This window comes from Mucilaginibacter sp. P4_C11, from assembly GCF_056402115.1.
The window spans coordinates 25,250-44,732 of the sequence record NZ_JBFUIA010000057.1 but is presented as its reverse complement, the minus strand read 5'-3'; the positions used below and the strand labels follow the sequence as shown (position 1 = coordinate 44,732).

Below are 19,483 nucleotides of genomic sequence, written 5' to 3'. Positions count from 1 at the left end.
CAGGGCTGACGCATTAGAAATTTTTATTAGCGATAAGCGTTAACAGAAATTTATGGTTCCAACCAGCCATTTTTCGTTTGGCCTTCAGGCTGGCCTTGCTGGTTTTATCAGCTTTCAGAATATTTAAGGCTATTTTTCTGACGACTGCCAGGTTTTGAGCGGCCTGCCTGTTGCGTGTGGTATTGTAGTCTTCGCCAAAACCAACATCCAGTTGCCAGTGCAACTGATTTTCTATCCCCCAATGTGCGCGGATAGCCTGGTTAAAATAAGCGGCATCTGCCTGAAGGCTGGAGATATAATAACGGTGTTGTATAGTGCGGCTGTCACCAATCATCCGCTCGGAGGTAATCTTGATAATGCTTTTCATCCCTTTCCAGTTTTCCTTTTCGTCGATCCAGTTAAGCTCATGGATGACCTTGCAGGTCCTGATCTCAGCCCGCCCGTGCCCCTTATCCAGGTGCTGGCTGTAACTGTCTTCCCTGAAGCCAAACTGGTTGGTTACCTGTTCATAAAGCGTTTCCTGGTTTTGTTTCAGGGACAGGATATAGTCCCCCTGGCTTTCGATGATCTTTTCAGCGATTGCTTTCTGGGTGCCCATCGCATCGATGCTTACTACCGCCCCTTTGATATTTAATAAAGATAGCAACGCCGGGATAGCGGTAATCTCATTGCTTTTGTCAGCTACTTTTTGCTGCCCAAGCACTAACTGGTTACGCCCTGACCAGGCACTTACCAAATGCAAGGCACCTAATCCCTGATGCTTGCAGGCGCTATTACAAATGCTCTTTCCATCGATAGCGATCAGCTCCTTTTCAGGAGATGGGTTTGCCGCTTCAAGGCTACGGCCGAGTTCTGCCGTCCATCCACGGAAACAACTTTCAAAAAGCTTCGCATCGATCATCATAAAAACACGGTTGATCGTATCATGGCTCGGTATGCCGTTTTCAAGTGGCAGTAACTGTTTTAAAAAGTCCTCTTTTTCTTTGCCGAACTCCTCCATCTCGTACCAGCTTTCAGCACCACATAACACTGCCAAGACCGATAAAATGATTACTTCCAGTAAATTATGCTTCTTATTATTGCCCGTGCGTGGATCGGGTATCCATCTGAAATGATCGTGAAGGGATGTGGGCATATTCTTTTTTACAAAGAAAAAAACTTGAAAGCCTTTTTGACAACCGCAACCCTTAAACTTATCACCTCTTTATCAACATTTTGTTGGCAACACCTCCCGTTTTTAACGTTTCTTATGCGTCAGCCCTGGCCCGGGTGCTGGAATTACCTTATAACAATAAAAAATTTAGTATGGTAATAGTAACACCAACTTCTCAGTCGGTACAGGAATATGCCGCTGGCCTCGATTCTGCCAAATGGCAAAGTTTGATGACTGGTTTATCCGGCAGTTATGTTGATGTAAGCATGCCCAAATTTAAGTTTAGTTATGATAAGGAGTTAAAGGATGTTTTATCAACGCTGGGCATGGCTAATGCATTTAGTGACCTTGCCGATTTTACCCGCATCAGTACGGGGGGACTGGCTATTAGCGAAGTAAAACATAAAGCTTTTATTGAAGTAGATGAAGAAGGAACAACAGCTGCTGCCGCAACATCGGTAACTTTTGTTGCCACCGCCGTTTTACCTTATAACTTTAAGTTAGACCATCCCTTTATTTTTGCTATCCGCGAAATGAAAACCGGATTGGTATTGTTCACGGGAGTGGTAAATGACCCTACAAAATAATGTAGTGTTAAGTCATAAGTACCCAATCTTAAGTTCTAAGTCAAAAAGAGAAGAAAATCAACTTTTGACTCAGGACTTATTACTATTAACTTAAAAGTAGCTTTAAAACAGAGTATAACCAATTACTTTGCCTTATTAATCCCGGCAATCGCGTCATCAATTGCCTTTGCCGAGGTGCCATCGTTTAATCCGGCCCTTTGAGTTTTTAACTTGATTAATACGGCTATAATTTGCGGACCAATGTATTTTTTAAATTCAACGCCCAGTTTTTTTATCTCGGTAATCCCTTGCAGTGCATGTTCCTGGCTTTTTATTCTGCCTATATAGGCAGCAAATTTGTCGGTAAGCTTGTACCGTGATTCTTGAAACCGGCTCATGTAAAACGTGAATATGTAATCCCATTTGTCGTCCCCGGCATTTGCAGTATAAACGGTGAACAGGGCGTCGGTTAAATCTTCTTTATTATCTTTCTCGTAGCGTGGTGCCAACCTCATTGCCTCGGCGGGGCTTATTTGGTTTATCGCCCACAAAGCGGTGCCCTGTACGGCGTACGACTGGCTTTTTAATGCCTGCTTTAACAGTTCAAGGTCGGTGGTTTTTTTATATTTTCCTAAAAGTACAAGGGCCTGGGCTTGTGCTAGCGGGTTGTCGTCTTTTTGGGCAATTTCAACAATCAAAGGGTATGCCGCGGCGCGGATGGTATCGTTATCCATGTTTAAAGCACGCAGGGCTTTAAGGCGTAAACCAAAGTATTTGTCTTTTAAAGCACCGATTAATATCCTTTGGCCTAACGGCGTTTTTTGCGACGATGTTGCTGCTTCAATAGCCTCGTAACGATCAAGATATAAAGGAGCCTGTTCGTATTGGAATGCATACTCTTCCAGTGTTTTATGATCAGTTTTTTTGGCAAGCAACAGTTTGTTGCCATCAACGTTTACCAGGTCGGGCTTCGACGGCAGGGTGTAAGTTAAGGTATCTGCCTTACCGCGCATCCAAACCTGGTGACGTTCTTTTTTGCCAGCTACGTAAATATCTACTGCAAACGGCAGTGTGAAAACTTGCCCGCTTTGGGTTTGTTGCAGGTATATGGTTTGCTTTTTACTGCGCTCATCCCAACTATAGCTAATGTTTAGCTCCGGGTGCCCGGCGCCGTAATACCATTGGTTAAAAAACCAATTCAAATCAAGGCCACTGGCCTCCTCCATAGCCAGGCGAAGTTGTTGGGCTTCGGCATTTTTGAAGGCGTTTGTTGTCAGGTAAATATTCAGTCCTTTATAAAAAGCATCGTTCCCTAAATAATGGCGCAGCATATTCAGTATGCGGCCGCCTTTTTGGTAGGTAACGCCATCAAATACATCCTGGCTATCGTTATAATAAAAACGCACCAGGTTTTTTGTGGCATTTTGGGGGCTGCCCAGGTAACCTTGTAAGCCCTCCTGGATATGTTCATCCGCGGCATCCTGGCCGTAGCGGTGTTCGGCCCAGAGTATTTCACCCAGGTCGGCAAATGATTCATTGAGGGTGAGGTTGCTCCAGCTTTCGGTAGTTACATAATCGCCAAACCATTGGTGAAACAGTTCATGGATGCTGCCAAAATCGTTATGAGTCCGGTCAACCAGTTCGCGCCTGGTGGCCTGGGCACCTTCGCCGGTCATCATAGCCGTTGTATTTTCCATAGCTCCGCTTACGTAATCGCGTACGGTAATTTGCGCATACTTATTCCACGGATAATCCACCCCGGTAATTTTTGAAAAAAAGCTCATGGCATCCGGCGTAAAACCAAATATATCTTTTGCGTAAGGCGCATACTTGGGCTCAACATAGTAGCTTACCTCTTTGCCGTGCCAACTGTCTTTGTAAATCGCGAAATCGCCCACGGCCATCATAAACAGGTAAGGCGCATTGGGCAGTTCCATTTTCCAGGTATCGGTGCGGGTATTGCCGGCATTGACTTTTTGTGATGCCAGCCTGCCATTTGATAAGGTAACATATTTGGCCGGAACCGTTATGCTGATTTCGCTGGTTGTTTTTTGATTGGGTTTATCAATGGTAGGGAACCAGGCCGATGAACTTTCCGGCTCGCCTTCTGTCCAGATCTGGATTGGCTTATTTTTTTCCGTACCATCGGGGTTAATAAAATACAGGCCTTTCCCGTGCTTGCGGGAGGTTTTTAATTCATTGGGTTTGGCTGTGTAATTGATGAATAGCGTGTAGCTTTCGTTGTTATGATAAACCCTATCCAACTTAACTGCAACGGTAAGGCTGTCGTAACTAAATTTAAGTGGATATTTTTTACCATTTTTTACAACGGAAATGTTTTTCAGGTCCATCCCCTTGGCATCCAGCCTTAAGGTATCGGTTGAGTAAAAGTGAGGTTTTAGCGTAAGCCACTCTTTACCGTATAGGTAGCGTTTTTTATAATCAAAACTTACCGCCAGTTTGGTATGCACCAGGTCATTGATCTTAGCCGGCGTTTCCTGGTATGTAGTTGCGATTGGGTTTGCAGGCTTTTCCTGGGCAAATACCTGGTTAAAAGCGCCAGGGGTAGCTAAACCGGCGCAAAACAGCGAGGTTACAAAAAGCTTTTTCATATTCATTCGATTTGGTACGAACAAATATATGATATTGTATAGTACTATTTATAACATAGTACTATTTATTTATTGATTTAGCTCATCATGTGTTGCGACAATGGAAATGGCTGGTAAATTCAATTTAAAATACTTAAATTTGTACTTAATTAAGTACTTAAGCTATGCAGGTTTTAAATTATACGGAATTTCGGAAAAACCTTGCCCGGAATTTAGATAAAGTAAATGACGATGCCGAAGTTGTTATTGTATCGCGGAGCAAAGGCAAAAATGTGGTAGTAATTGGGCTTGATGAGTATAATGCAATGACAGAGACACTACATATTGTTAAAAGCGAAGCAAACAGGAAGCGCTTGCAGGATGCGATTGACGAAATGGATAGCGGAGCCTTTTATCAGCACAAATTAATAGAGGATTAAATTGGAATTGGTTTGGCAAACCCAAGGCTGGGAAGATTACTTACATTGGCAGCAAGCCGATAGAAAGGTGTTGGATAGAATTAATGCGCTAATTAAAGAATGTTTGCGCTCGCCATTTAAAGGTATTGGTAAACCCGAACCCTTAAAAGGAAATTTTGCCGGCTGCTGGAGCCGCAGGATAACCGACGAACACCGTTTGATTTATAAAGTTAAAGACGGCCGGTTGCATATTTTGCAATGCCGATACCATTATCAAATTTAAAACAAAAAGGCCTTGCAATGTTTCCAACCTGCAAGGCTTTTTTGTGTTTAGTCATTTTGAATTCTACAAATTCTGATTTTATTTAGCCGCAAACAAAGTCCACGGATAGGCTTTCATATCCCGTAAATATTTGGCCTGGTAGTTATATTCGGGGTGTTGTTTCAGGAAGGGTGCTGCCAGGAAATCGTCGCCGCCCGGGTGCCCCATATGCGCCCATAGCTGAAGTTTGCTAATCATATCGGCAGTAGCCACTTTGCCTTATACGGCACCCATGGGGTAGTAGGGGCCTTCGCTCCACTCCGGGCAGCCTTTAGGGTCTTTATCAACATGGCCGTCAATAACGCAACGGTTTAGCGCGGTTTTATTGTCGAGCGCGTCAAAAGTATCGCCTTCAATAGTTTTACCGTTATCGGCATTAAGTTTGCCTTTGTAGTTAACACAAACCAGTTTTTCCATGCGCAGTTTGCGGGCATTTGGCGAACTTGTTTTGTTGTTTACATCAAATGTGGTCTCCTGTTTAATCAGGTTAGGGTCGGCCGGGAAGTTTGAGCCTATCATGGCAGTATCTTTTGATCGCCATACTTTCATGGTTTTAAGGCCCAGCTCCAGTTTGGCCACTTCGTTTGTTTTAGTATCGCCAATGAGCCAGTCGTTAGCGTAACCGCCATTATTATCGGTAGTCATTATCTTAATCACGTCATCAATGCTATTACTATACTGGGCGGCTTTGCGGGCGCGTACAAACTCGGGGGTGCGGGTGGTATCAAAACCTTTAAAGCCGGTAATGGTAGTTTCGGTTATCACAATGCCGCTGCTGGTTTCTACAAAATCATCGCCGCTATGGATAAAGCCGGGCGCGGTATCCATCAATATATGGTTGCCCTTTTCGGGAACGATATCTGCAATTATGTTCCAGCGTTCGCCCTCAATATAATCCGTCCAGTTATTATGGCCTATCACTATTTTACCATCTTTGGTGTATTTTCCTGTAGCTATAAAAGCACTGCAATTACCAGGTGCCTTGTTATCGCCGCTGCCGGGTTTTATTTTATTCATCAAACCCGGGACATAATATTGGGCAAGCTCAATGTTGGCATTAAGGGCGGTAATATCCAGGGTATCATATTTCATCCCTTTGGCCTGTAGGCCTTCGGTTATACCGCGAATCTCGTCCTGGTATTCTTTACCAATCTTATTCCACATAAACCGGGCCGATGCCTTGCGGTAAAAGGCCCAGTCTTTTTTGCTGGTATAGGGCAGGTAATACTGCATTACCTTTATTAAGGTATCAATTTCTTTAGATAGGAGGTAGCCGTGCTGATAACCGATATCGGCAGGCGAACCCGCCAGGTGCACGTAAATCCATCCGTTTTTGTCTTCGCGGGAGGCTTTTCCCATGCGGTCATGCGCTATGGTAGTTTTTTCTGTGGGTTTTTGCTTGCAGGCAAATAACAGGGTGGTGATAAAGATGATGGAAAGCGTTTGGGGGAAATGTTTCATCGTGTTTAACTGCTTAATTGTTAGATGGATGAATATAGGGAAAGAAAATGGCGATAGCAACAGGAGTGGCAGCTAATTCCGGCCCCACGATTTATGCCTGTGCGGTATAAGCGCACAGGATATTACCCTTCAAATATCAGTTAAGTGCTTTTACGCAATTATTTATCATTTCGGCAAATGCTTCGTAATTGTCAATGTTCATTAATATGGTGTTAGCCATTTTGCTTTTACCGTACAACTTATCTACCTGCACCGGTTTTTTAAAAGATATAAGGAGGTTGCCACTGCTTTTTATTATTCCCCCTTTAAAGTAAATATCATCTGAATGGTAATCGTTAACAATTTTGTTTATGGAGCAGATGTTAGCGATATCAACTATGGCCCGCCAGCGTAAGCCTGTGCGTAAAAGCAGCGTGGTTTGGTTAATTTCCACTCGTCTTTTAATTACTGCGGATAGATCGGCAAGCAGGAAAATAACACCGTAAAGAGTAAGTCCCGTAACGATCATAGCCGCCAAATGGCTCCATTTTAGCAGCAGCAGGTGAAAGGCAAATGTTTCGACCATAATGGCCACGAAGAGGATGCACCAAATAGCTATGTAACCAAAATCCTTATGCGTACTAAATGAACGACTTTGGGTGAGCGTGGGTTTTTCTTTTTTCCATGATAGCAGGCCATATTTTAATACAGCCAATTCCGAAGCGATAACTTTTACGCCTAACGAGTCGCCCATGGTGCTGGCCATTGCAAGTCGTAAATTGTAGATGGGATCGGGAAGTAGCTCCTTTTGATATTTGTAGGCCAATCGTAGTTTATTGATTTTGGTAAGGGCATAAATGACAAACAGGAGTTCGGCAAGGGCCGACAGTTTACGGATTTGCAATATGTACGCTTTTTGCTGTGCAGGAAGTATCAGGTAGGCAGTCACCGAGCATATACCTACAACAAACAACAGCCGTTTTGCCGAAGTTTGCGAGGGGCGAATAATTATAAAGTAGTATAAAACAGGAAAAGTAACGATAAAATCGGCCAGCAGGCCGTCTGCAACTTTGTTCCTCATGTTTAATGCCACCGCATGCAGTAATGCCCATCCGCCTAAAAATATCAAAATGGCTATTATGGTAATTAAAATAACGTTTCGGGTGAGTGAGGTTATGGGCATAATGCTGCTTTTAAAGATATGGTTTTATGTGGCACTCATGAGCTAACGCGCGTAATTTTGACATCCGATATTTCTGCTCAAGTGCACCTTTATTAACGCCCGGCGAAATACGATAAACTACTTTACTTTTGCACCAATATAAATCAATTAGCCCCCAACAAGATAGCCCGGAAACGCAGGTTAAAACAAGTATATAAAATTTATAAAAAAATAACTCACTAACTATTTGATTATTACTGTAAAGTTTCTATCTTTGCCGTCCCTTTCGGGGGGAATAATATGTCTTGAACGAAGCCCTACTGCTTCGATGGACACAAATAAATTAAAGAAATGTCAGGAATTATTGGTAAAAAAGTAGGAATGACCAGCATTTTCGACGAAACAGGGAAGAACATTCCTTGCACCGTAATCGAAGCTGGCCCTTGCGTGGTAACACAAGTTAAGTCTGTAGATACAGACGGATATGCTGCTGTACAGCTGGCATATGGCGACAAAAAGGAAAAAAACACTTCTGGTCCGTTAAAAGGACACTTCCAAAAAGCCGGTACAACTCCAAAGCGTAAGCTTGTTGAATTCAAAACTTTCCAGGACGAAAAATCATTAGGTGATACCATCACTGTTGATATTTTTGCTGCGGGAGATTTTGTTGATGTAGTTGGTACTTCAAAAGGTAAAGGATTTCAGGGTGTGGTAAAACGTCACGGTTTTGGTGGTGTGGGTATGCAAACTCACGGTCAGCATAATCGTTTACGTGCGCCAGGATCTTTGGGTGCGTCATCATGGCCGTCGCGTGTATTTAAAGGCATGCGCATGGCAGGTCAAACCGGTAACGTTCGTGTTAAAGCACAGAACTTACAAGTGATTAAGGTTTACGCTGAGCAAAACCTGTTGGTTGTTAAAGGTTCCATCCCCGGAGCTAAGGGTTCATTCGTAATAGTGGATAAATAAGATGGAAGTAAACGTATTAAACGTATCAGGTAAAGAAACAGGTGCCAAGGTGCAGCTTCCTGAGTCGGTATTCGGTATTGAGCCAAACGATCACGCGATCTATCTTGATGTTAAGCAATTTTTAGCTAACCAACGTCAGGGTACACACAAATCAAAACAGCGTAACGAGATTGCAGGTTCAACCCGCAAATTATATAAACAAAAAGGTACAGGTGGTGCCCGTGCAGGTAGCGTTAAATCTCCATTATTTAATGGTGGTGGTCGCGTTTTCGGTCCGCAACCACGCGATTACAGTTTCAAGTTAAACAAGAAACTTAAATCACTGGCCCGTAAATCGGCTTTATCATACAAAGCAAAGGATAACAACATTTTAGTATTGGAAGATTTTAATTTTGATAGCATCAAAACTAAAAACTACATTAAAATGGAAGCTGACCTGAATGTTACTAATGACAAAACATTATTAGTAGTAGCAGCAGCTGAAAACAACAATGTGTATTTATCAAGCAGAAACCTGAAGAAAACGAAAGTAATTTCGGTTGAGCAGCTAAACACTTATGATGTGTTAAACGCTGGTAAACTGTTATTAACTACAGGCGCTGTTAAAACTTTGGAGGAAGCATTAGCTAAGTAATTATGGAAATTTTAAAGAAACCCCTACTTACTGAAAAAGTAACTCAATTAACCGAGAAACTTAACCGTTATGCTTTCAAAGTTGATCACAGAGCAAACAAAATTCAGATTAAAGGCGCCATTGAGGCAATGTATGGTGTAAACGTTAAAGCGGTAAACACCATGAAATACGTCGGAAAACTTAAAACTCGCAATACTAAGGCAGGCGCCGTATCTGGCCGTGCTGCTACGTATAAAAAAGCGATCATTACGTTAAATGACGGGCAAACAATTGATTTTTACAGCAATATATAATTATAGAGATGGCAGTAAAGAGATTTAAACCGGTTACACCGGGTACCCGCTTCAGAGTTGATGTATCTAACTCAGATATCACAACAAACGTTCCTGAAAAATCGTTGGTTGAAGCAGCCAACACCAGATCGGGCGGTCGTAACAACACCGGTAAAATGACTATGCGCTACATGGGTGGTGGTCATAAACAAGCATACAGGCTGATTGATTTCAAACGTAATAAATTTGACATCCCGGCAAAAGTGGCAACTATCGAGTACGATCCTAACCGTTCGGCACGTATAGCACTGTTACATTTTGTTGATGGTGAAAAACGATACATGATAGCTCCGGAAGGCTTAACAGTTGGAACGGTAGTTGTAGCCGGCGAGACAGCTACTCCAGAGGTTGGTAACACCATGCCTTTGAAGAACATCCCGTTAGGTTCTATCATCCACAACATTGAGTTAAACCCAGGCCAGGGTGGTGTTATTGCCCGCAGTGCCGGTACTTATGCCCAGCTTTCGGCGCGCGATGGTAAATATGCCATCATCAAATTGCCTTCAGGCGAAACACGTATGATATTGTCAACTTGTTTGGCAACTATCGGTACCGTTTCAAACGGCGAAAGAGCAAACGCGGTGTTAGGTAAAGCAGGCCGCAAACGTTGGTTAGGCCGCAGGCCGCGTGTTCGTGGTGTTGCCATGAACCCGGTAGATCACCCTATGGGTGGTGGTGAGGGTAGAGCCTCAGGTGGTCATCCACGTTCACGTAAAGGTTTGTTAGCTAAAGGCTACAAAACTCGTGATAAGAAAAAAGGGTCGGATCGTTATATCATTGAAAGAAGGAAAAAATAATGGCACGTTCAATTAAAAAAGGACCTTATATTGATCATAACCTGGAAAGAAAAGTTCTGACCTTGAATGAATCAAGCAAAAAATCAGTTGTAAAAACATGGTCACGTCGTTCCATGATCTCTCCTGATTTCGTTGGTCACACATTCGCAGTACACAATGGTAACAAGTTTATCCCGGTGTATGTAACAGAAAACATGGTTGGTCACAAGTTGGGAGAATTTGCTCCAACCCGTACATTCCGCGGTCACGCAGAGAAGAAAAAATAACAGGCAATGGAAGCAACAACAAAAATTAAAAAGTCTGTACTAATCAGGCAACAAAAAGAAGCTGCAAAGGCCATTATCGGTGGTGCATCTGTTGCCAAGTTACAGGACTGCCCAACTTCACCACGCAAGATGCGTTTGGTAGTTGACCTGGTTCGTGGTAAAAATGTATTTTCAGCTTTAAGTATCTTAAAGTTTACTAATAAAGAAGCTGCCATCCGTGTAGAGAAATTATTAGTATCGGCAATTACTAACTGGGAAGCAAAAAACGAAGGTAAAAAAGCCGAAGATCATGGCTTGTTTATTAAAGAAATCTCAGTAGGCGGTGGTCGTCAGCTAAAAAGGTTACGCCCTGCTCCGCAAGGAAGGGGATACCGTATCCGTAAACGCTCAAACCATATAACACTGGTTGTGGATAGTAAAAACGAAAACAATTAATTTGAAATGGGACAGAAAGCACATCCAATAGGTAACAGATTAGGAATCATCAGAGGTTGGGATTCTAATTGGTTCGGTGGCAATCATTATGCCGACAAATTAGTTGAAGATGAAAAAATCCGCAAATACCTTTCAGCACGTATTGCTAAAGGTGGTGTATCAAAAGTGGTTATCGAACGCACATTAAAACGCATCACTGTAACTATCCACACTGCCCGTCCGGGTATTGTGATTGGTAAAGGCGGTGCCGAAGTTGATAAGATTAAGGAAGAGTTGAAAAAACTTACCAAAAAGGAAGTTCAGATCAACATCTTTGAAATTAAACGCCCTGAGCTTGATGCACAATTAGTGGCAGAAGGTATTGCAAAACAATTAGAAGCACGTATCTCTTTCCGTCGTGCCATGAAAACTACTATCGCTTCAACCATGAGAATGGGTGCTGAAGGTATTAAGATCATGACATCAGGCCGTTTAGGTGGCGCTGAGATGGCACGTAGCGAACAATATAAAGAAGGAAGAATTCCTTTGCACACTTTCCGTGCTGATATTGACTACGCATTAGCAGAAGCATTAACTACTTATGGTAAAATAGGTGTTAAAGTATGGATCTGTAAAGGCGAAGTTTACGGCAAACGCGATTTATCACCAAACATTGGTGGTGCAAGCAGCGCAAGCGGTAAAGGTGGCAGGCCAGATGGTGCTCCGGCATTCGGTGGTCGTGATAACGCTCGCGGTGGCGAACGTGGTGGCGAACGCAGAAATGACAGGAAACCAGGTGGTGGCGATCGCAGAGGCGGTCCTGGAGCAGGTGGTCAGGGTGGTCCTCGTGGTGGCGGTAACAGCCGTCCGGGTGGTCCAGGTGGCAGCCGTCCAGGTGGTCAAGGTGGCGGTAACCGTCCAGGTGGCCCAGGAAAGAGATAATTATAAAATAGAAAGACAAATATCGTAACGATATAAAAGCTTAAGAAAATGCTACAGCCAAAAAGAACGAAGTTCAGAAAGATGCAAAAAGGCAGGATGAAAGGTTTAGCCACTCGTGGTGCTGAACTTTCATTCGGATCTTTCGGTGTAAAATCACTCGAAGCGGCATGGATAACCAGCCGCCAGATCGAGGCTGCACGTATTGCTGTAACACGTTTTATGAAACGTGAAGGCCAGGTGTGGATCAGGATTTTCCCTGACAAGCCTGTAACCAAGAAACCAGCAGAGGTACGTATGGGTAAAGGTAAAGGTGCTCCTGAGTACTGGGTAGCGGTAGTACGCCCCGGAAGGATCATTTTTGAGGCCGAAGGTGTGCCTATGGAAGTTGCTAAAGAGGCTTTGCGCCTTGCAGCACAAAAACTTCCGGTACAAACAAGATTTATTGTACGTAGGGATTACGTAGAAGCATAAATTGGAAGAGTTGAAAAGTTGTAAAGTTTTCTCATGTTGTAAAGTTAGATGCCGAACTTTCAACCATCAAACCAAAACAATACAACGTTGAAACTTTCTACTATTACAACAAATAACACAAGAAGATGAAGAACTCAGAAATTTTGGGACTATCTACAGAAGAACTGGTAGCAAAAATCGGCGAGGAAAGGTCAACCCTTACCAAATTGAAATTTGCTCACGCAGTATCGGCTATCGAGAATCCATCCCGTATAACAAAGGTACGCAAGGGAATTGCTCAGTTAAATACTGAATTAACAAAACGCAAAGCGGCGTCGGCTTCTGAAAAGAATTAATTTTTTAAGCATTCAGAAAAATGGAAAGAAATTTAAGAAAAACACGTACCGGCCTGGTGGTTAGCAATAAGATGGAAAAATCTATTGTAGTGGCTGTTGAGCGTAAAGTGAAACACCCTATCTACGGTAAATTCGTGAAAAAAACCACAAAATTTATGGCTCATGATGAGACCAATACTTGTGGCATTGGCGATACCGTATTGATTATGGAAACCCGCCCGCTGAGCAAGAGCAAAAACTGGAGATTAGTTCAAATTTTAGAAAGGGCTAAATAAGATGGTACAACAGGAATCAAGATTAAACGTAGCCGATAACAGTGGCGCTAAAGAAGTTTTAGTGATCCGCGTGTTAGGTGGTACCGGCAAAAGGTATGCATCTATAGGCGATAAGATAGTAGTAACCGTAAAAAGCGCTTTACCATCAGGTAACGTAAAAAAAGGTACTGTATCAAAAGCCGTAGTAGTACGCACCAAAAAAGAGATCCGCAGAAAAGATGGTTCATACATCCGTTTCGACGATAACGCAGCTGTTTTGTTAAATAACCAGGATGAGCCAAGAGGCACACGTATCTTTGGCCCTGTTGCAAGAGAACTGCGTGAGAAACAATTTATGAAAATTGTATCATTAGCACCGGAGGTATTGTAATCATGGAAAAGAAAAAAGTTGCAACACCAGGCAAACTGAAAATTCGCAAAGGCGACCTGGTAAAAGTTATAGCCGGCGATTCAAAAGGATCGCAAGGGAAAGTAGTTGAGGTGATAATAGCAAAAAACAGGGCTGTTGTTGAAGGTGCCAATATGGTATCAAAACATACCAAACCTAATGCTGCTAACCCTAACGGCGGAATTGTTAAACAAGAAGCTGCTATACATATTTCAAACCTTGCGCTGGTTGACCCTAAATCAGGTAATACAACCCGTGTTGGCCGTAAATTGAACGATGCCGGCAAATTAGTAAGGGTAGCAAAAAAATCAGGGGAGGAAATTAAGTAATGACTTACGTACCAAGATTAAAAACAAAATACAAGGACGAAATTCGCACCGCACTGAAAGATAAATTTCAGTACAAAAGTGTAATGCAGGTTCCTAAACTGGAAAAAATTGCCATTAACCAGGGTGTTGGCGGTGCTACTACCGATAAAAAACTTATCGAGAACACCATCACCGAGTTAACAACCATCACTGGCCAGCAGGCAGTATCTTCAAAATCTAAAAAAGATATCTCGAACTTTAAATTGCGTAAAAATATGCCGGTTGGCGTACGTGTTACCTTGCGTGACAACACAATGTATGAGTTTTTAGATCGTTTAATCGCTGTTGCCCTGCCACGTATCCGTGACTTTAAAGGCATCAACGACAAAGGTTTTGACGGCAGAGGTAACTATACTTTAGGTATTACAGAGCAAATTATATTCCCTGAGATAAATATTGACAAAATCAATAAAATCCAAGGTATGGATATTACCTTTGTAACCTCCGCAACAAACGATGTTGAAGCATTGGAGTTGTTGAAACAATTTGGATTACCATTTAAAAATCAAAATAGCAATGGCTAAAGAAGGTGTAAAAGCTCGTGAAGTAAAGCGCGCTAAATTGGTTGCTAAATACGCAGAGAAAAGAGCAGCCCTTAAAGAAGCCGGCGATTACGTTGGTTTAGATAAATTACCTAAGGCATCATCTCCGGTAAAATTACACAACCGTTGTAAATTAACCGGCCGCCCACGTGGTTACATGCGTCAGTTTGGTATTTCACGCGTAACATTCCGTGAAATGGCTCTTGATGGCAAAATCCCGGGAGTAAAGAAAGCAAGCTGGTAAGCAGCAAATTAAAAATTCAAAAGTCAAAATTCAAAAAGGCCTGCTCGGTGTTTTTGAATTTTGAATTTTCACTTTTGAATTAAAAAAAGAATTAACCGATGGAAGGTCGCCCCGGATGTTACGGGAAGGAAACCACTATCATAACCCAATAAAATGAATACAGATCCAATCGCAGATTATCTTACAAGAGTAAGGAATGCTATTAAAGCCAACCATAGGGTTGTTGAAATTCCTGCATCAAATCTGAAAAAGGAAATCACCAAGGTGCTTTTCGACAAAGGTTACATTGCCAATTACAAGTTTGAAGACAGTACAGTACAAGGCACTATTAAAGTGGCTTTAAAGTACCACCCGATAACTAAAATTTCTGCTATCCGTAGCATTACGCGCATCAGTAAACCAGGTTTGAGGAAATACGCAGGCATGGATAAAATGCCAAGAGTATTAAATGGTTTAGGTATCGCCATCCTGTCAACTTCTAAAGGCGTAATGTCTGATAAAGAAGCCCGTCAGCAAAATGTAGGTGGCGAAGTTTTATGCTACGTTTATTAATAGGAGAAATTAAGCAATGTCAAGAGTAGGAAAAGCACCGATAGCAATGCCAGCAGGAGTAACCGTTACCGTATCAGCAGATAATGTTGTTACCGTAAAAGGCCCTAAAGGTGAGTTGCAGCAAGCGGTTGATAGCGATATCACCATTGCACAGGAAGATGGTCAGTTAGTGGTTCAACGCCCGTCTGATCAAAAACGTCACAAAGCATTACATGGTTTATACCGTGCGCTTATCAACAACATGGTAGTAGGCGTAACCGAAGGTTACAAAATACAACAGGAGTTGGTTGGTGTAGGTTACCGTGCTACAAATACAGGTAATACATTAGATTTAGTGTTGGGTTACTCTCACCACTATGTATTTGAATTGCCAACAGAAATTAAAGTTACAACCACTGCTGATAAGGGTAAAAACCCAACTATCATACTTGAATCAATTGACAAACAGTTGATTGGCCAGGTAGCTGCAAAAATACGTTCGTTACGTACTCCAGAGCCTTACAAAGGTAAAGGTATTAAGTTTGTAGGCGAGATATTGAGAAGAAAAGCAGGTAAATCAGCATCTAAAAAATAATCGTCATGGGAGCTAAATTATCAAGAAGAGACAGGATTAAAAAAGGTATCAGAAAACGCCTTTCAGGATCAACAGAGCGTCCTCGCCTGTCAGTATTTAGGAGCAATAAAGGTATTTACGCGCAGATCATTGACGATTTAACCGGTAAAACTATCGTATCAGCATCATCTTTATCAAAAGATTTCGTTGCAGCTGATGGCACAAAGTCTGATCAATCAGTAGCCGTAGGCAAACTGGTAGCTCAGAAAGCTATCGCAGCAGGTATCAAAGATGTGGTTTTCGACAGGAACGGTTATTTGTACCATGGTCGTGTTAAGTCACTGGCCGAAGGTGCACGTGAAGGTGGTTTAAACTTTTAATCGAACAGAGAAATGTCAACAATCAACATAAAAAGAGTAAAAACAAGCGAGATCGAATTAAAAGACCGCTTGGTAAGCATACAGCGTGTTGCCAAAGTAACCAAAGGTGGCCGTACTTTCAGCTTTTCTGCCATCGTGGTAGTAGGTGATGAAAACGGTGTTGTAGGTTACGGATTAGGCAAAGCAAAAGAGGTTACCGAAGCAATTGCAAAAGGTATTGATGATGCTAAAAAGAACCTGGTAAAAGTTCCTATTATCAACAACACAATCCCTCATGAGCAAATTGGTAAATTCAGCGGTGGTTTTGTTTTCTTGAAACCAGCAGCAAACGGTACCGGTGTTATAGCAGGTGGTGCAATGCGTGCAGTATTAGAGTCTGCAGGTATCCACAACGTGTTAGCAAAATCAAAAGGTTCATCAAATCCGCACAACGTGGTTAAAGCAACCGTATCTGCGTTATCACAATTACGTGATGCCCATACTGTAGCACAACAACGTGGCGTTAGTTTAGGTAAAGTATTTAACGGATAATCAGTCATGGCCAAAATCAAAATAACTCAGATTAAGAGCGTGATCGACAGAAGTGAGCGCCAAAAAAGAACCGTAGAAGCATTAGGCTTGCGTAAAATTAACCACAGTGTGGAAGTTGAGGCAACTGCAGCTATAATTGGTATGGTTAGAAAAGTTAACCACCTGGTAGCAGTAGAAAATATTTAATATCATGAATTTAAGTAATTTAAAACCTGCAGAAGGTTCTACTAAAAATAGGAAAAGAATTGGCCGTGGTACAGGTTCTGGCCGTGGCGGTACGTCAACCCGTGGCCACAAAGGCGCTGGTTCACGTTCAGGTACAAGCACCAAGGTAGGTTTTGAAGGCGGTCAGATGCCTTTACAACGCCGTGTGCCTAAGGTTGGTTTTAAAAACCCTAACCGTGTAGAGTATACTGGTGTTAACCTTGATGTATTGCAAGAATTAGTAACAAAATACACACTTGATGTTGTTGATTTTGATACCTTGAAATTACATGGTTTGGTATCTCGTAACGACCTGGTTAAAATCCTGGGCCGTGGCGAATTAACTGCCAAATTAGAAGTTAAGGCACATGCATTTACTGCTACAGCTCAAAAAGCTATTGAAGCAGCTGGTGGTACCATAGTTAAGCTATAATTTTAGGATGAAGAAATTTTTCACCACATTATCCAATATCTGGAAAATAGAAGATTTAAGAGTGCGTATTATAAACACACTCTTATTTCTTGTAATATATCGTGTAGGTTCCTTTGTGGTACTACCGGGGGTTAATCCTGCGTCAGTAGCTAACCAAAAAGCAGAAGGATTAGTAGGATTGCTGAATATGTTTTCAGGAGGCTCGTTTTCACATGCCTCTATTTTTGCATTGGGTGTAATGCCTTATATTTCGGCTTCAATTGTGGTGCAATTATTGGGTATCGCGGTGCCTTATTTCACCAAATTACAAAAAGAGGGCGAAAGCGGCCGTAATAAACTTAACCAGTGGACCCGTTACCTAACCATAGGTATCACGGCTTTACAGGCTATAGGTTATTTAAAATCGCAGATATCTCCTGAGGCTATGCTGATCAGTAACCCATTCTTTACTGTGCTTAACATGTTTGTTTTAACGGCAGGTACATTATTTGTAATGTGGCTGGGCGAGAAAATTACAGACAAAGGGATTGGTAACGGTATATCGCTTATCATCATGGTTGGTATTATAGCCCAATTACCAGGCGCATTTTTAACAGAGTTTACCTCACGTACCAGCGGTACAGGTGGTTTAATTACATTCATTGTTGAAATTGTAGGCTTAATTGGGGTTGTAATGTTTACTATCCTTATTGTACAGGGCACCCGTAAAATTGCGGTGCAGTACGCTAAGCGTATAGTAGGTAATAAACAATATGGCGGCGTGCGCCAGTATATACCGTTAAAGGTAAATGCTGCGGGTGTAATGCCTATTATATTTGCGCAGGCATTAATGTTTATACCGCAAACCGTACAACAGTTTATGCCAAACATTTCATCAAATGGTATACTAATTGCGTTATCAAATTATAATTCATGGCAGCACAACACGCTGTTTGGCGTGTTAATTATCCTGTTTACTTACTTCTACACAGCTATTACGGTTAACCCTAACCAGATGGCTGATGATATGAAGAAGAACGGTGGGTTTATCCCTGGCGTTAAACCAGGTAAAGCAACAGCCGATTATATAGATGGCGTAATATCAAAAATTACCTTACCCGGATCTGTTTTCCTGGCTATCATCGCAATTATACCGGCAATTGCCAGTTTAGTTGGTGTATCTCCAATCTTCGCAAGATTTTTTGGTGGCACATCGTTAATCATCCTGGTAGGTGTTGTGTTGGATACATTGCAACAAATAGAAAGCCACCTGTTGATGCGCCATTACGATGGTTTAATGAAAACCGGACGGATTAAAGGACGTACAGCAATGCCTGCTGCTGCCGGAACAAGTCCGACAGCGATCTAATAAGGAATGTCGAAAATAATTTACAAGTCTGCCGAGGAAATAGAGTTGATCCGGGAAAGCGCGCTGCTGGTGTCAAGAACACATGCAGAGGTTGCTAAAGTAATAGGCCCGGGTGTTACGACTATAGAACTCGACAGACTTGCTGAAACCTTTATACGTGATAACGGCGGTATCCCCGCTTTTTTAAACTACGGCGGGTTTCCCTACTCCCTCTGCATATCATTAAATGACCAGGTAGTGCATGGTTTCCCCGGGAAACATGTACTGGTAGAAGGTGATTTAGTTTCTGTTGATTGCGGTGCCATATTAAACGGTTTTGTAGGCGACTCGGCTTATACTTTTGCTATTGGCGAAGTAAGCGACACAGTAAAAAAACTCATGCGGGTAACCAAGGAGTGTTTGGACCTGGGTGTTGCTAAAGCTGTTGTAGGCATGCGGATAGGCGATATAGGCTACGCGATACAGGAACACGCCGAGAAGAATGGCTTTGGAGTTGTTAAAGAGCTTGTGGGGCATGGCGTGGGGGTTAAACTTCACGAAAAACCCGAAGTGCCTAACTACGGTAAACGTGGATCGGGTATTAAGCTTGAAGAGGGGATGGTAATTGCCATTGAACCAATGATAAATGCCGGCCGCGCCGGTGTTAAATTTTGGGATGATGGATGGACCGTATCAACTGTAGATAAAAAAGCATCTGCTCATTATGAGCATACTGTTGCTATAGGCAAAGGAAAACCCGACATTTTATCGACGTTTGAGTATGTTGATAATGTTTTAAAAGAAAAGAATAATAATTAAATAATTTTTATTAATTTTGCATCCCGGTTTTAGGGCGGATAATTAAGTAAAAAT

The 19,483-nt window shown here is 42.3% G+C and carries 30 protein-coding genes; 25 read left to right on the top strand and 5 right to left on the bottom strand.

The annotated features are described in order from the left end of the window. Positions 1-13: 13 nt before the first annotated feature. The gene (locus AC1DU2_RS29840; RefSeq protein WP_477389163.1) at positions 14-1,135 is read right to left on the bottom strand and encodes an ISAs1 family transposase; all 1,122 of its coding nucleotides are present in this window, start codon (positions 1,133-1,135) and stop codon (positions 14-16) included. A gap of 83 nt (positions 1,136-1,218) precedes the next feature. Between AC1DU2_RS29840 and AC1DU2_RS29835 the strand changes: the two genes are divergently transcribed. Then, the gene (locus tag AC1DU2_RS29835) at positions 1,219-1,740 is read left to right on the top strand and encodes a serpin family protein (RefSeq protein WP_477389161.1); all 522 of its coding nucleotides are present in this window, start codon (positions 1,219-1,221) and stop codon (positions 1,738-1,740) included. A 122-nt stretch (positions 1,741-1,862) separates the two neighbouring features. Here the strand turns inward: AC1DU2_RS29835 and AC1DU2_RS29830 are convergent, their stop codons facing one another. After that, the gene (locus AC1DU2_RS29830; protein WP_477389159.1) at positions 1,863-4,331 is read right to left on the bottom strand and encodes a M1 family aminopeptidase; all 2,469 of its coding nucleotides are present in this window, start codon (positions 4,329-4,331) and stop codon (positions 1,863-1,865) included. A 164-nt stretch (positions 4,332-4,495) separates the two neighbouring features. On the opposite strand from AC1DU2_RS29830, the gene AC1DU2_RS29825 reads away from it, so the two are divergent. Together AC1DU2_RS29825 and AC1DU2_RS29820 are read left to right on the top strand one after the other, a co-directional pair. Further along, positions 4,496-4,750, top strand: coding sequence for a type II toxin-antitoxin system Phd/YefM family antitoxin (locus AC1DU2_RS29825; RefSeq protein WP_477389157.1), 255 nt, complete (start codon positions 4,496-4,498; stop codon positions 4,748-4,750). 67 nt (positions 4,751-4,817) lie between these two features. Beyond that, positions 4,818-5,012, top strand: coding sequence for a Txe/YoeB family addiction module toxin (locus AC1DU2_RS29820; RefSeq protein ID WP_477359342.1), 195 nt, complete (start codon positions 4,818-4,820; stop codon positions 5,010-5,012). Positions 5,013-5,090: 78 nt separating this feature from the next. Here the strand turns inward: AC1DU2_RS29820 and AC1DU2_RS29815 are convergent, their stop codons facing one another. The 3 genes from AC1DU2_RS29815 to AC1DU2_RS29805 all read right to left on the bottom strand — a co-directional run bounded on the left by AC1DU2_RS29815 (position 5,091) and on the right by AC1DU2_RS29805 (position 7,674). Then, a complete protein-coding gene (locus tag AC1DU2_RS29815; RefSeq protein WP_477389155.1) occupies positions 5,091-5,264 on the bottom strand; it encodes a hypothetical protein in 174 nt (57 codons plus the stop codon). 6 nt (positions 5,265-5,270) lie between these two features. Beyond that, entirely contained in the window at positions 5,271-6,512 is a 1,242-nt protein-coding gene (locus tag AC1DU2_RS29810; protein WP_477389153.1) for a C45 family autoproteolytic acyltransferase/hydolase, read from the bottom strand. Positions 6,513-6,648: 136 nt separating this feature from the next. Next, positions 6,649-7,674 (bottom strand): hypothetical protein, encoded by a 1,026-nt coding sequence (locus AC1DU2_RS29805; protein WP_477389151.1) that lies wholly within the window; start codon positions 7,672-7,674, stop codon positions 6,649-6,651. A 330-nt stretch (positions 7,675-8,004) separates the two neighbouring features. Between AC1DU2_RS29805 and rplC the strand changes: the two genes are divergently transcribed. The 22 genes from rplC to map all read left to right on the top strand — a co-directional run bounded on the left by rplC (position 8,005) and on the right by map (position 19,429). Beyond that, positions 8,005-8,622, top strand: coding sequence for a 50S ribosomal protein L3 (rplC, locus tag AC1DU2_RS29800; protein ID WP_477359136.1), 618 nt, complete (start codon positions 8,005-8,007; stop codon positions 8,620-8,622). 1 nt (position 8,623) lies between these two features. Beyond that, complete coding sequence (gene rplD, locus AC1DU2_RS29795) at positions 8,624-9,256, top strand: 50S ribosomal protein L4 (protein ID WP_477389149.1); 633 nt, start codon at positions 8,624-8,626, stop codon at positions 9,254-9,256. Between the two features lie 2 nt (positions 9,257-9,258). After that, the gene (rplW, locus tag AC1DU2_RS29790; RefSeq protein WP_090643376.1) at positions 9,259-9,549 is read left to right on the top strand and encodes a 50S ribosomal protein L23; all 291 of its coding nucleotides are present in this window, start codon (positions 9,259-9,261) and stop codon (positions 9,547-9,549) included. Between the two features lie 8 nt (positions 9,550-9,557). Then, positions 9,558-10,385, top strand: coding sequence for a 50S ribosomal protein L2 (gene rplB, locus AC1DU2_RS29785; RefSeq protein ID WP_477359143.1), 828 nt, complete (start codon positions 9,558-9,560; stop codon positions 10,383-10,385). After that, positions 10,385-10,651 carry a 30S ribosomal protein S19 gene (gene rpsS, locus AC1DU2_RS29780; protein ID WP_076377419.1) on the top strand — a complete coding sequence of 89 codons (267 nt, stop codon included), beginning with the start codon at positions 10,385-10,387 and terminating at the stop codon, positions 10,649-10,651. The genes rplB and rpsS overlap by 1 nt, the downstream gene beginning before the upstream one ends. Before the next feature lie 6 nt (positions 10,652-10,657). Then, positions 10,658-11,086 (top strand): 50S ribosomal protein L22, encoded by a 429-nt coding sequence (gene rplV / locus AC1DU2_RS29775; RefSeq protein ID WP_477389147.1) that lies wholly within the window; start codon positions 10,658-10,660, stop codon positions 11,084-11,086. 6 nt (positions 11,087-11,092) lie between these two features. After that, a complete protein-coding gene (gene rpsC / locus AC1DU2_RS29770) occupies positions 11,093-12,007 on the top strand; it encodes a 30S ribosomal protein S3 (RefSeq protein ID WP_477389145.1) in 915 nt (304 codons plus the stop codon). Positions 12,008-12,055: 48 nt separating this feature from the next. After that, positions 12,056-12,478 (top strand): 50S ribosomal protein L16, encoded by a 423-nt coding sequence (gene rplP, locus AC1DU2_RS29765; protein ID WP_090643396.1) that lies wholly within the window; start codon positions 12,056-12,058, stop codon positions 12,476-12,478. Between the two features lie 125 nt (positions 12,479-12,603). Then, a complete protein-coding gene (gene rpmC, locus AC1DU2_RS29760; protein WP_090643399.1) occupies positions 12,604-12,813 on the top strand; it encodes a 50S ribosomal protein L29 in 210 nt (69 codons plus the stop codon). Positions 12,814-12,833: 20 nt separating this feature from the next. After that, the gene (gene rpsQ, locus AC1DU2_RS29755) at positions 12,834-13,088 is read left to right on the top strand and encodes a 30S ribosomal protein S17 (protein ID WP_008506277.1); all 255 of its coding nucleotides are present in this window, start codon (positions 12,834-12,836) and stop codon (positions 13,086-13,088) included. Position 13,089: 1 nt separating this feature from the next. Continuing rightward, the gene (rplN, locus tag AC1DU2_RS29750) at positions 13,090-13,458 is read left to right on the top strand and encodes a 50S ribosomal protein L14 (RefSeq protein WP_073405786.1); all 369 of its coding nucleotides are present in this window, start codon (positions 13,090-13,092) and stop codon (positions 13,456-13,458) included. Between the two features lie 2 nt (positions 13,459-13,460). Next, positions 13,461-13,805 carry a 50S ribosomal protein L24 gene (gene rplX / locus AC1DU2_RS29745; protein WP_147052923.1) on the top strand — a complete coding sequence of 115 codons (345 nt, stop codon included), beginning with the start codon at positions 13,461-13,463 and terminating at the stop codon, positions 13,803-13,805. Beyond that, positions 13,805-14,368, top strand: coding sequence for a 50S ribosomal protein L5 (rplE, locus tag AC1DU2_RS29740; protein ID WP_090643407.1), 564 nt, complete (start codon positions 13,805-13,807; stop codon positions 14,366-14,368). The genes rplX and rplE overlap by 1 nt, the downstream gene beginning before the upstream one ends. Next, a complete protein-coding gene (rpsN, locus tag AC1DU2_RS29735; protein WP_090643411.1) occupies positions 14,361-14,630 on the top strand; it encodes a 30S ribosomal protein S14 in 270 nt (89 codons plus the stop codon). The genes rplE and rpsN overlap by 8 nt, the downstream gene beginning before the upstream one ends. A gap of 153 nt (positions 14,631-14,783) precedes the next feature. Further along, a complete protein-coding gene (rpsH, locus tag AC1DU2_RS29730; protein ID WP_477359155.1) occupies positions 14,784-15,182 on the top strand; it encodes a 30S ribosomal protein S8 in 399 nt (132 codons plus the stop codon). Positions 15,183-15,198: 16 nt separating this feature from the next. After that, on the top strand, positions 15,199-15,756 hold the full coding sequence (rplF, locus tag AC1DU2_RS29725) for a 50S ribosomal protein L6 (RefSeq protein WP_477359158.1): 558 nt from the start codon (positions 15,199-15,201) through the stop codon (positions 15,754-15,756). Positions 15,757-15,761: 5 nt separating this feature from the next. Further along, complete coding sequence (gene rplR / locus AC1DU2_RS29720) at positions 15,762-16,115, top strand: 50S ribosomal protein L18 (protein WP_259097369.1); 354 nt, start codon at positions 15,762-15,764, stop codon at positions 16,113-16,115. Positions 16,116-16,127: 12 nt separating this feature from the next. Further along, on the top strand, positions 16,128-16,646 hold the full coding sequence (gene rpsE / locus AC1DU2_RS29715; RefSeq protein ID WP_090643427.1) for a 30S ribosomal protein S5: 519 nt from the start codon (positions 16,128-16,130) through the stop codon (positions 16,644-16,646). A 6-nt stretch (positions 16,647-16,652) separates the two neighbouring features. Next, positions 16,653-16,832, top strand: coding sequence for a 50S ribosomal protein L30 (gene rpmD / locus AC1DU2_RS29710; RefSeq protein WP_147052922.1), 180 nt, complete (start codon positions 16,653-16,655; stop codon positions 16,830-16,832). Positions 16,833-16,836: 4 nt separating this feature from the next. After that, a complete protein-coding gene (rplO, locus tag AC1DU2_RS29705) occupies positions 16,837-17,283 on the top strand; it encodes a 50S ribosomal protein L15 (protein ID WP_477359161.1) in 447 nt (148 codons plus the stop codon). A gap of 7 nt (positions 17,284-17,290) precedes the next feature. Continuing rightward, entirely contained in the window at positions 17,291-18,631 is a 1,341-nt protein-coding gene (gene secY / locus AC1DU2_RS29700; protein ID WP_147052921.1) for a preprotein translocase subunit SecY, read from the top strand. A 6-nt stretch (positions 18,632-18,637) separates the two neighbouring features. Further along, on the top strand, positions 18,638-19,429 hold the full coding sequence (map, locus tag AC1DU2_RS29695) for a type I methionyl aminopeptidase (RefSeq protein WP_477359164.1): 792 nt from the start codon (positions 18,638-18,640) through the stop codon (positions 19,427-19,429). The last annotated feature ends 54 nt before the right edge of the window (positions 19,430-19,483 follow it).

What these genes read in the sequence shown, in the direction of transcription:
- AC1DU2_RS29840 (WP_477389163.1), bottom strand. Translation starts at nt 1,135, where the DNA reads ATGCCCACATCCCTTCACGATCATTTCAGATGGATACCCGATCCACGC.
- AC1DU2_RS29830 (WP_477389159.1), bottom strand. Translation starts at nt 4,331, where the DNA reads ATGAAAAAGCTTTTTGTAACCTCGCTGTTTTGCGCCGGTTTAGCTACC.
- AC1DU2_RS29825 (WP_477389157.1), top strand. Translation starts at nt 4,496, where the DNA reads ATGCAGGTTTTAAATTATACGGAATTTCGGAAAAACCTTGCCCGGAAT.
- AC1DU2_RS29810 (WP_477389153.1), bottom strand. Translation starts at nt 6,512, where the DNA reads ATGAAACATTTCCCCCAAACGCTTTCCATCATCTTTATCACCACCCTG.
- AC1DU2_RS29805 (WP_477389151.1), bottom strand. Translation starts at nt 7,674, where the DNA reads ATGCCCATAACCTCACTCACCCGAAACGTTATTTTAATTACCATAATA.
- rplC (WP_477359136.1), top strand. Translation starts at nt 8,005, where the DNA reads ATGTCAGGAATTATTGGTAAAAAAGTAGGAATGACCAGCATTTTCGAC.
- rplD (WP_477389149.1), top strand. Translation starts at nt 8,624, where the DNA reads ATGGAAGTAAACGTATTAAACGTATCAGGTAAAGAAACAGGTGCCAAG.
- rplW (WP_090643376.1), top strand. Translation starts at nt 9,259, where the DNA reads ATGGAAATTTTAAAGAAACCCCTACTTACTGAAAAAGTAACTCAATTA.
- rplB (WP_477359143.1), top strand. Translation starts at nt 9,558, where the DNA reads ATGGCAGTAAAGAGATTTAAACCGGTTACACCGGGTACCCGCTTCAGA.
- rpsS (WP_076377419.1), top strand. Translation starts at nt 10,385, where the DNA reads ATGGCACGTTCAATTAAAAAAGGACCTTATATTGATCATAACCTGGAA.
- rplV (WP_477389147.1), top strand. Translation starts at nt 10,658, where the DNA reads ATGGAAGCAACAACAAAAATTAAAAAGTCTGTACTAATCAGGCAACAA.
- rpsC (WP_477389145.1), top strand. Translation starts at nt 11,093, where the DNA reads ATGGGACAGAAAGCACATCCAATAGGTAACAGATTAGGAATCATCAGA.
- rplP (WP_090643396.1), top strand. Translation starts at nt 12,056, where the DNA reads ATGCTACAGCCAAAAAGAACGAAGTTCAGAAAGATGCAAAAAGGCAGG.
- rpmC (WP_090643399.1), top strand. Translation starts at nt 12,604, where the DNA reads ATGAAGAACTCAGAAATTTTGGGACTATCTACAGAAGAACTGGTAGCA.
- rpsQ (WP_008506277.1), top strand. Translation starts at nt 12,834, where the DNA reads ATGGAAAGAAATTTAAGAAAAACACGTACCGGCCTGGTGGTTAGCAAT.
- rplN (WP_073405786.1), top strand. Translation starts at nt 13,090, where the DNA reads ATGGTACAACAGGAATCAAGATTAAACGTAGCCGATAACAGTGGCGCT.
- rplX (WP_147052923.1), top strand. Translation starts at nt 13,461, where the DNA reads ATGGAAAAGAAAAAAGTTGCAACACCAGGCAAACTGAAAATTCGCAAA.
- rplE (WP_090643407.1), top strand. Translation starts at nt 13,805, where the DNA reads ATGACTTACGTACCAAGATTAAAAACAAAATACAAGGACGAAATTCGC.
- rpsN (WP_090643411.1), top strand. Translation starts at nt 14,361, where the DNA reads ATGGCTAAAGAAGGTGTAAAAGCTCGTGAAGTAAAGCGCGCTAAATTG.
- rpsH (WP_477359155.1), top strand. Translation starts at nt 14,784, where the DNA reads ATGAATACAGATCCAATCGCAGATTATCTTACAAGAGTAAGGAATGCT.
- rplF (WP_477359158.1), top strand. Translation starts at nt 15,199, where the DNA reads ATGTCAAGAGTAGGAAAAGCACCGATAGCAATGCCAGCAGGAGTAACC.
- rplR (WP_259097369.1), top strand. Translation starts at nt 15,762, where the DNA reads ATGGGAGCTAAATTATCAAGAAGAGACAGGATTAAAAAAGGTATCAGA.
- rpsE (WP_090643427.1), top strand. Translation starts at nt 16,128, where the DNA reads ATGTCAACAATCAACATAAAAAGAGTAAAAACAAGCGAGATCGAATTA.
- rpmD (WP_147052922.1), top strand. Translation starts at nt 16,653, where the DNA reads ATGGCCAAAATCAAAATAACTCAGATTAAGAGCGTGATCGACAGAAGT.
- rplO (WP_477359161.1), top strand. Translation starts at nt 16,837, where the DNA reads ATGAATTTAAGTAATTTAAAACCTGCAGAAGGTTCTACTAAAAATAGG.
- secY (WP_147052921.1), top strand. Translation starts at nt 17,291, where the DNA reads ATGAAGAAATTTTTCACCACATTATCCAATATCTGGAAAATAGAAGAT.
- map (WP_477359164.1), top strand. Translation starts at nt 18,638, where the DNA reads ATGTCGAAAATAATTTACAAGTCTGCCGAGGAAATAGAGTTGATCCGG.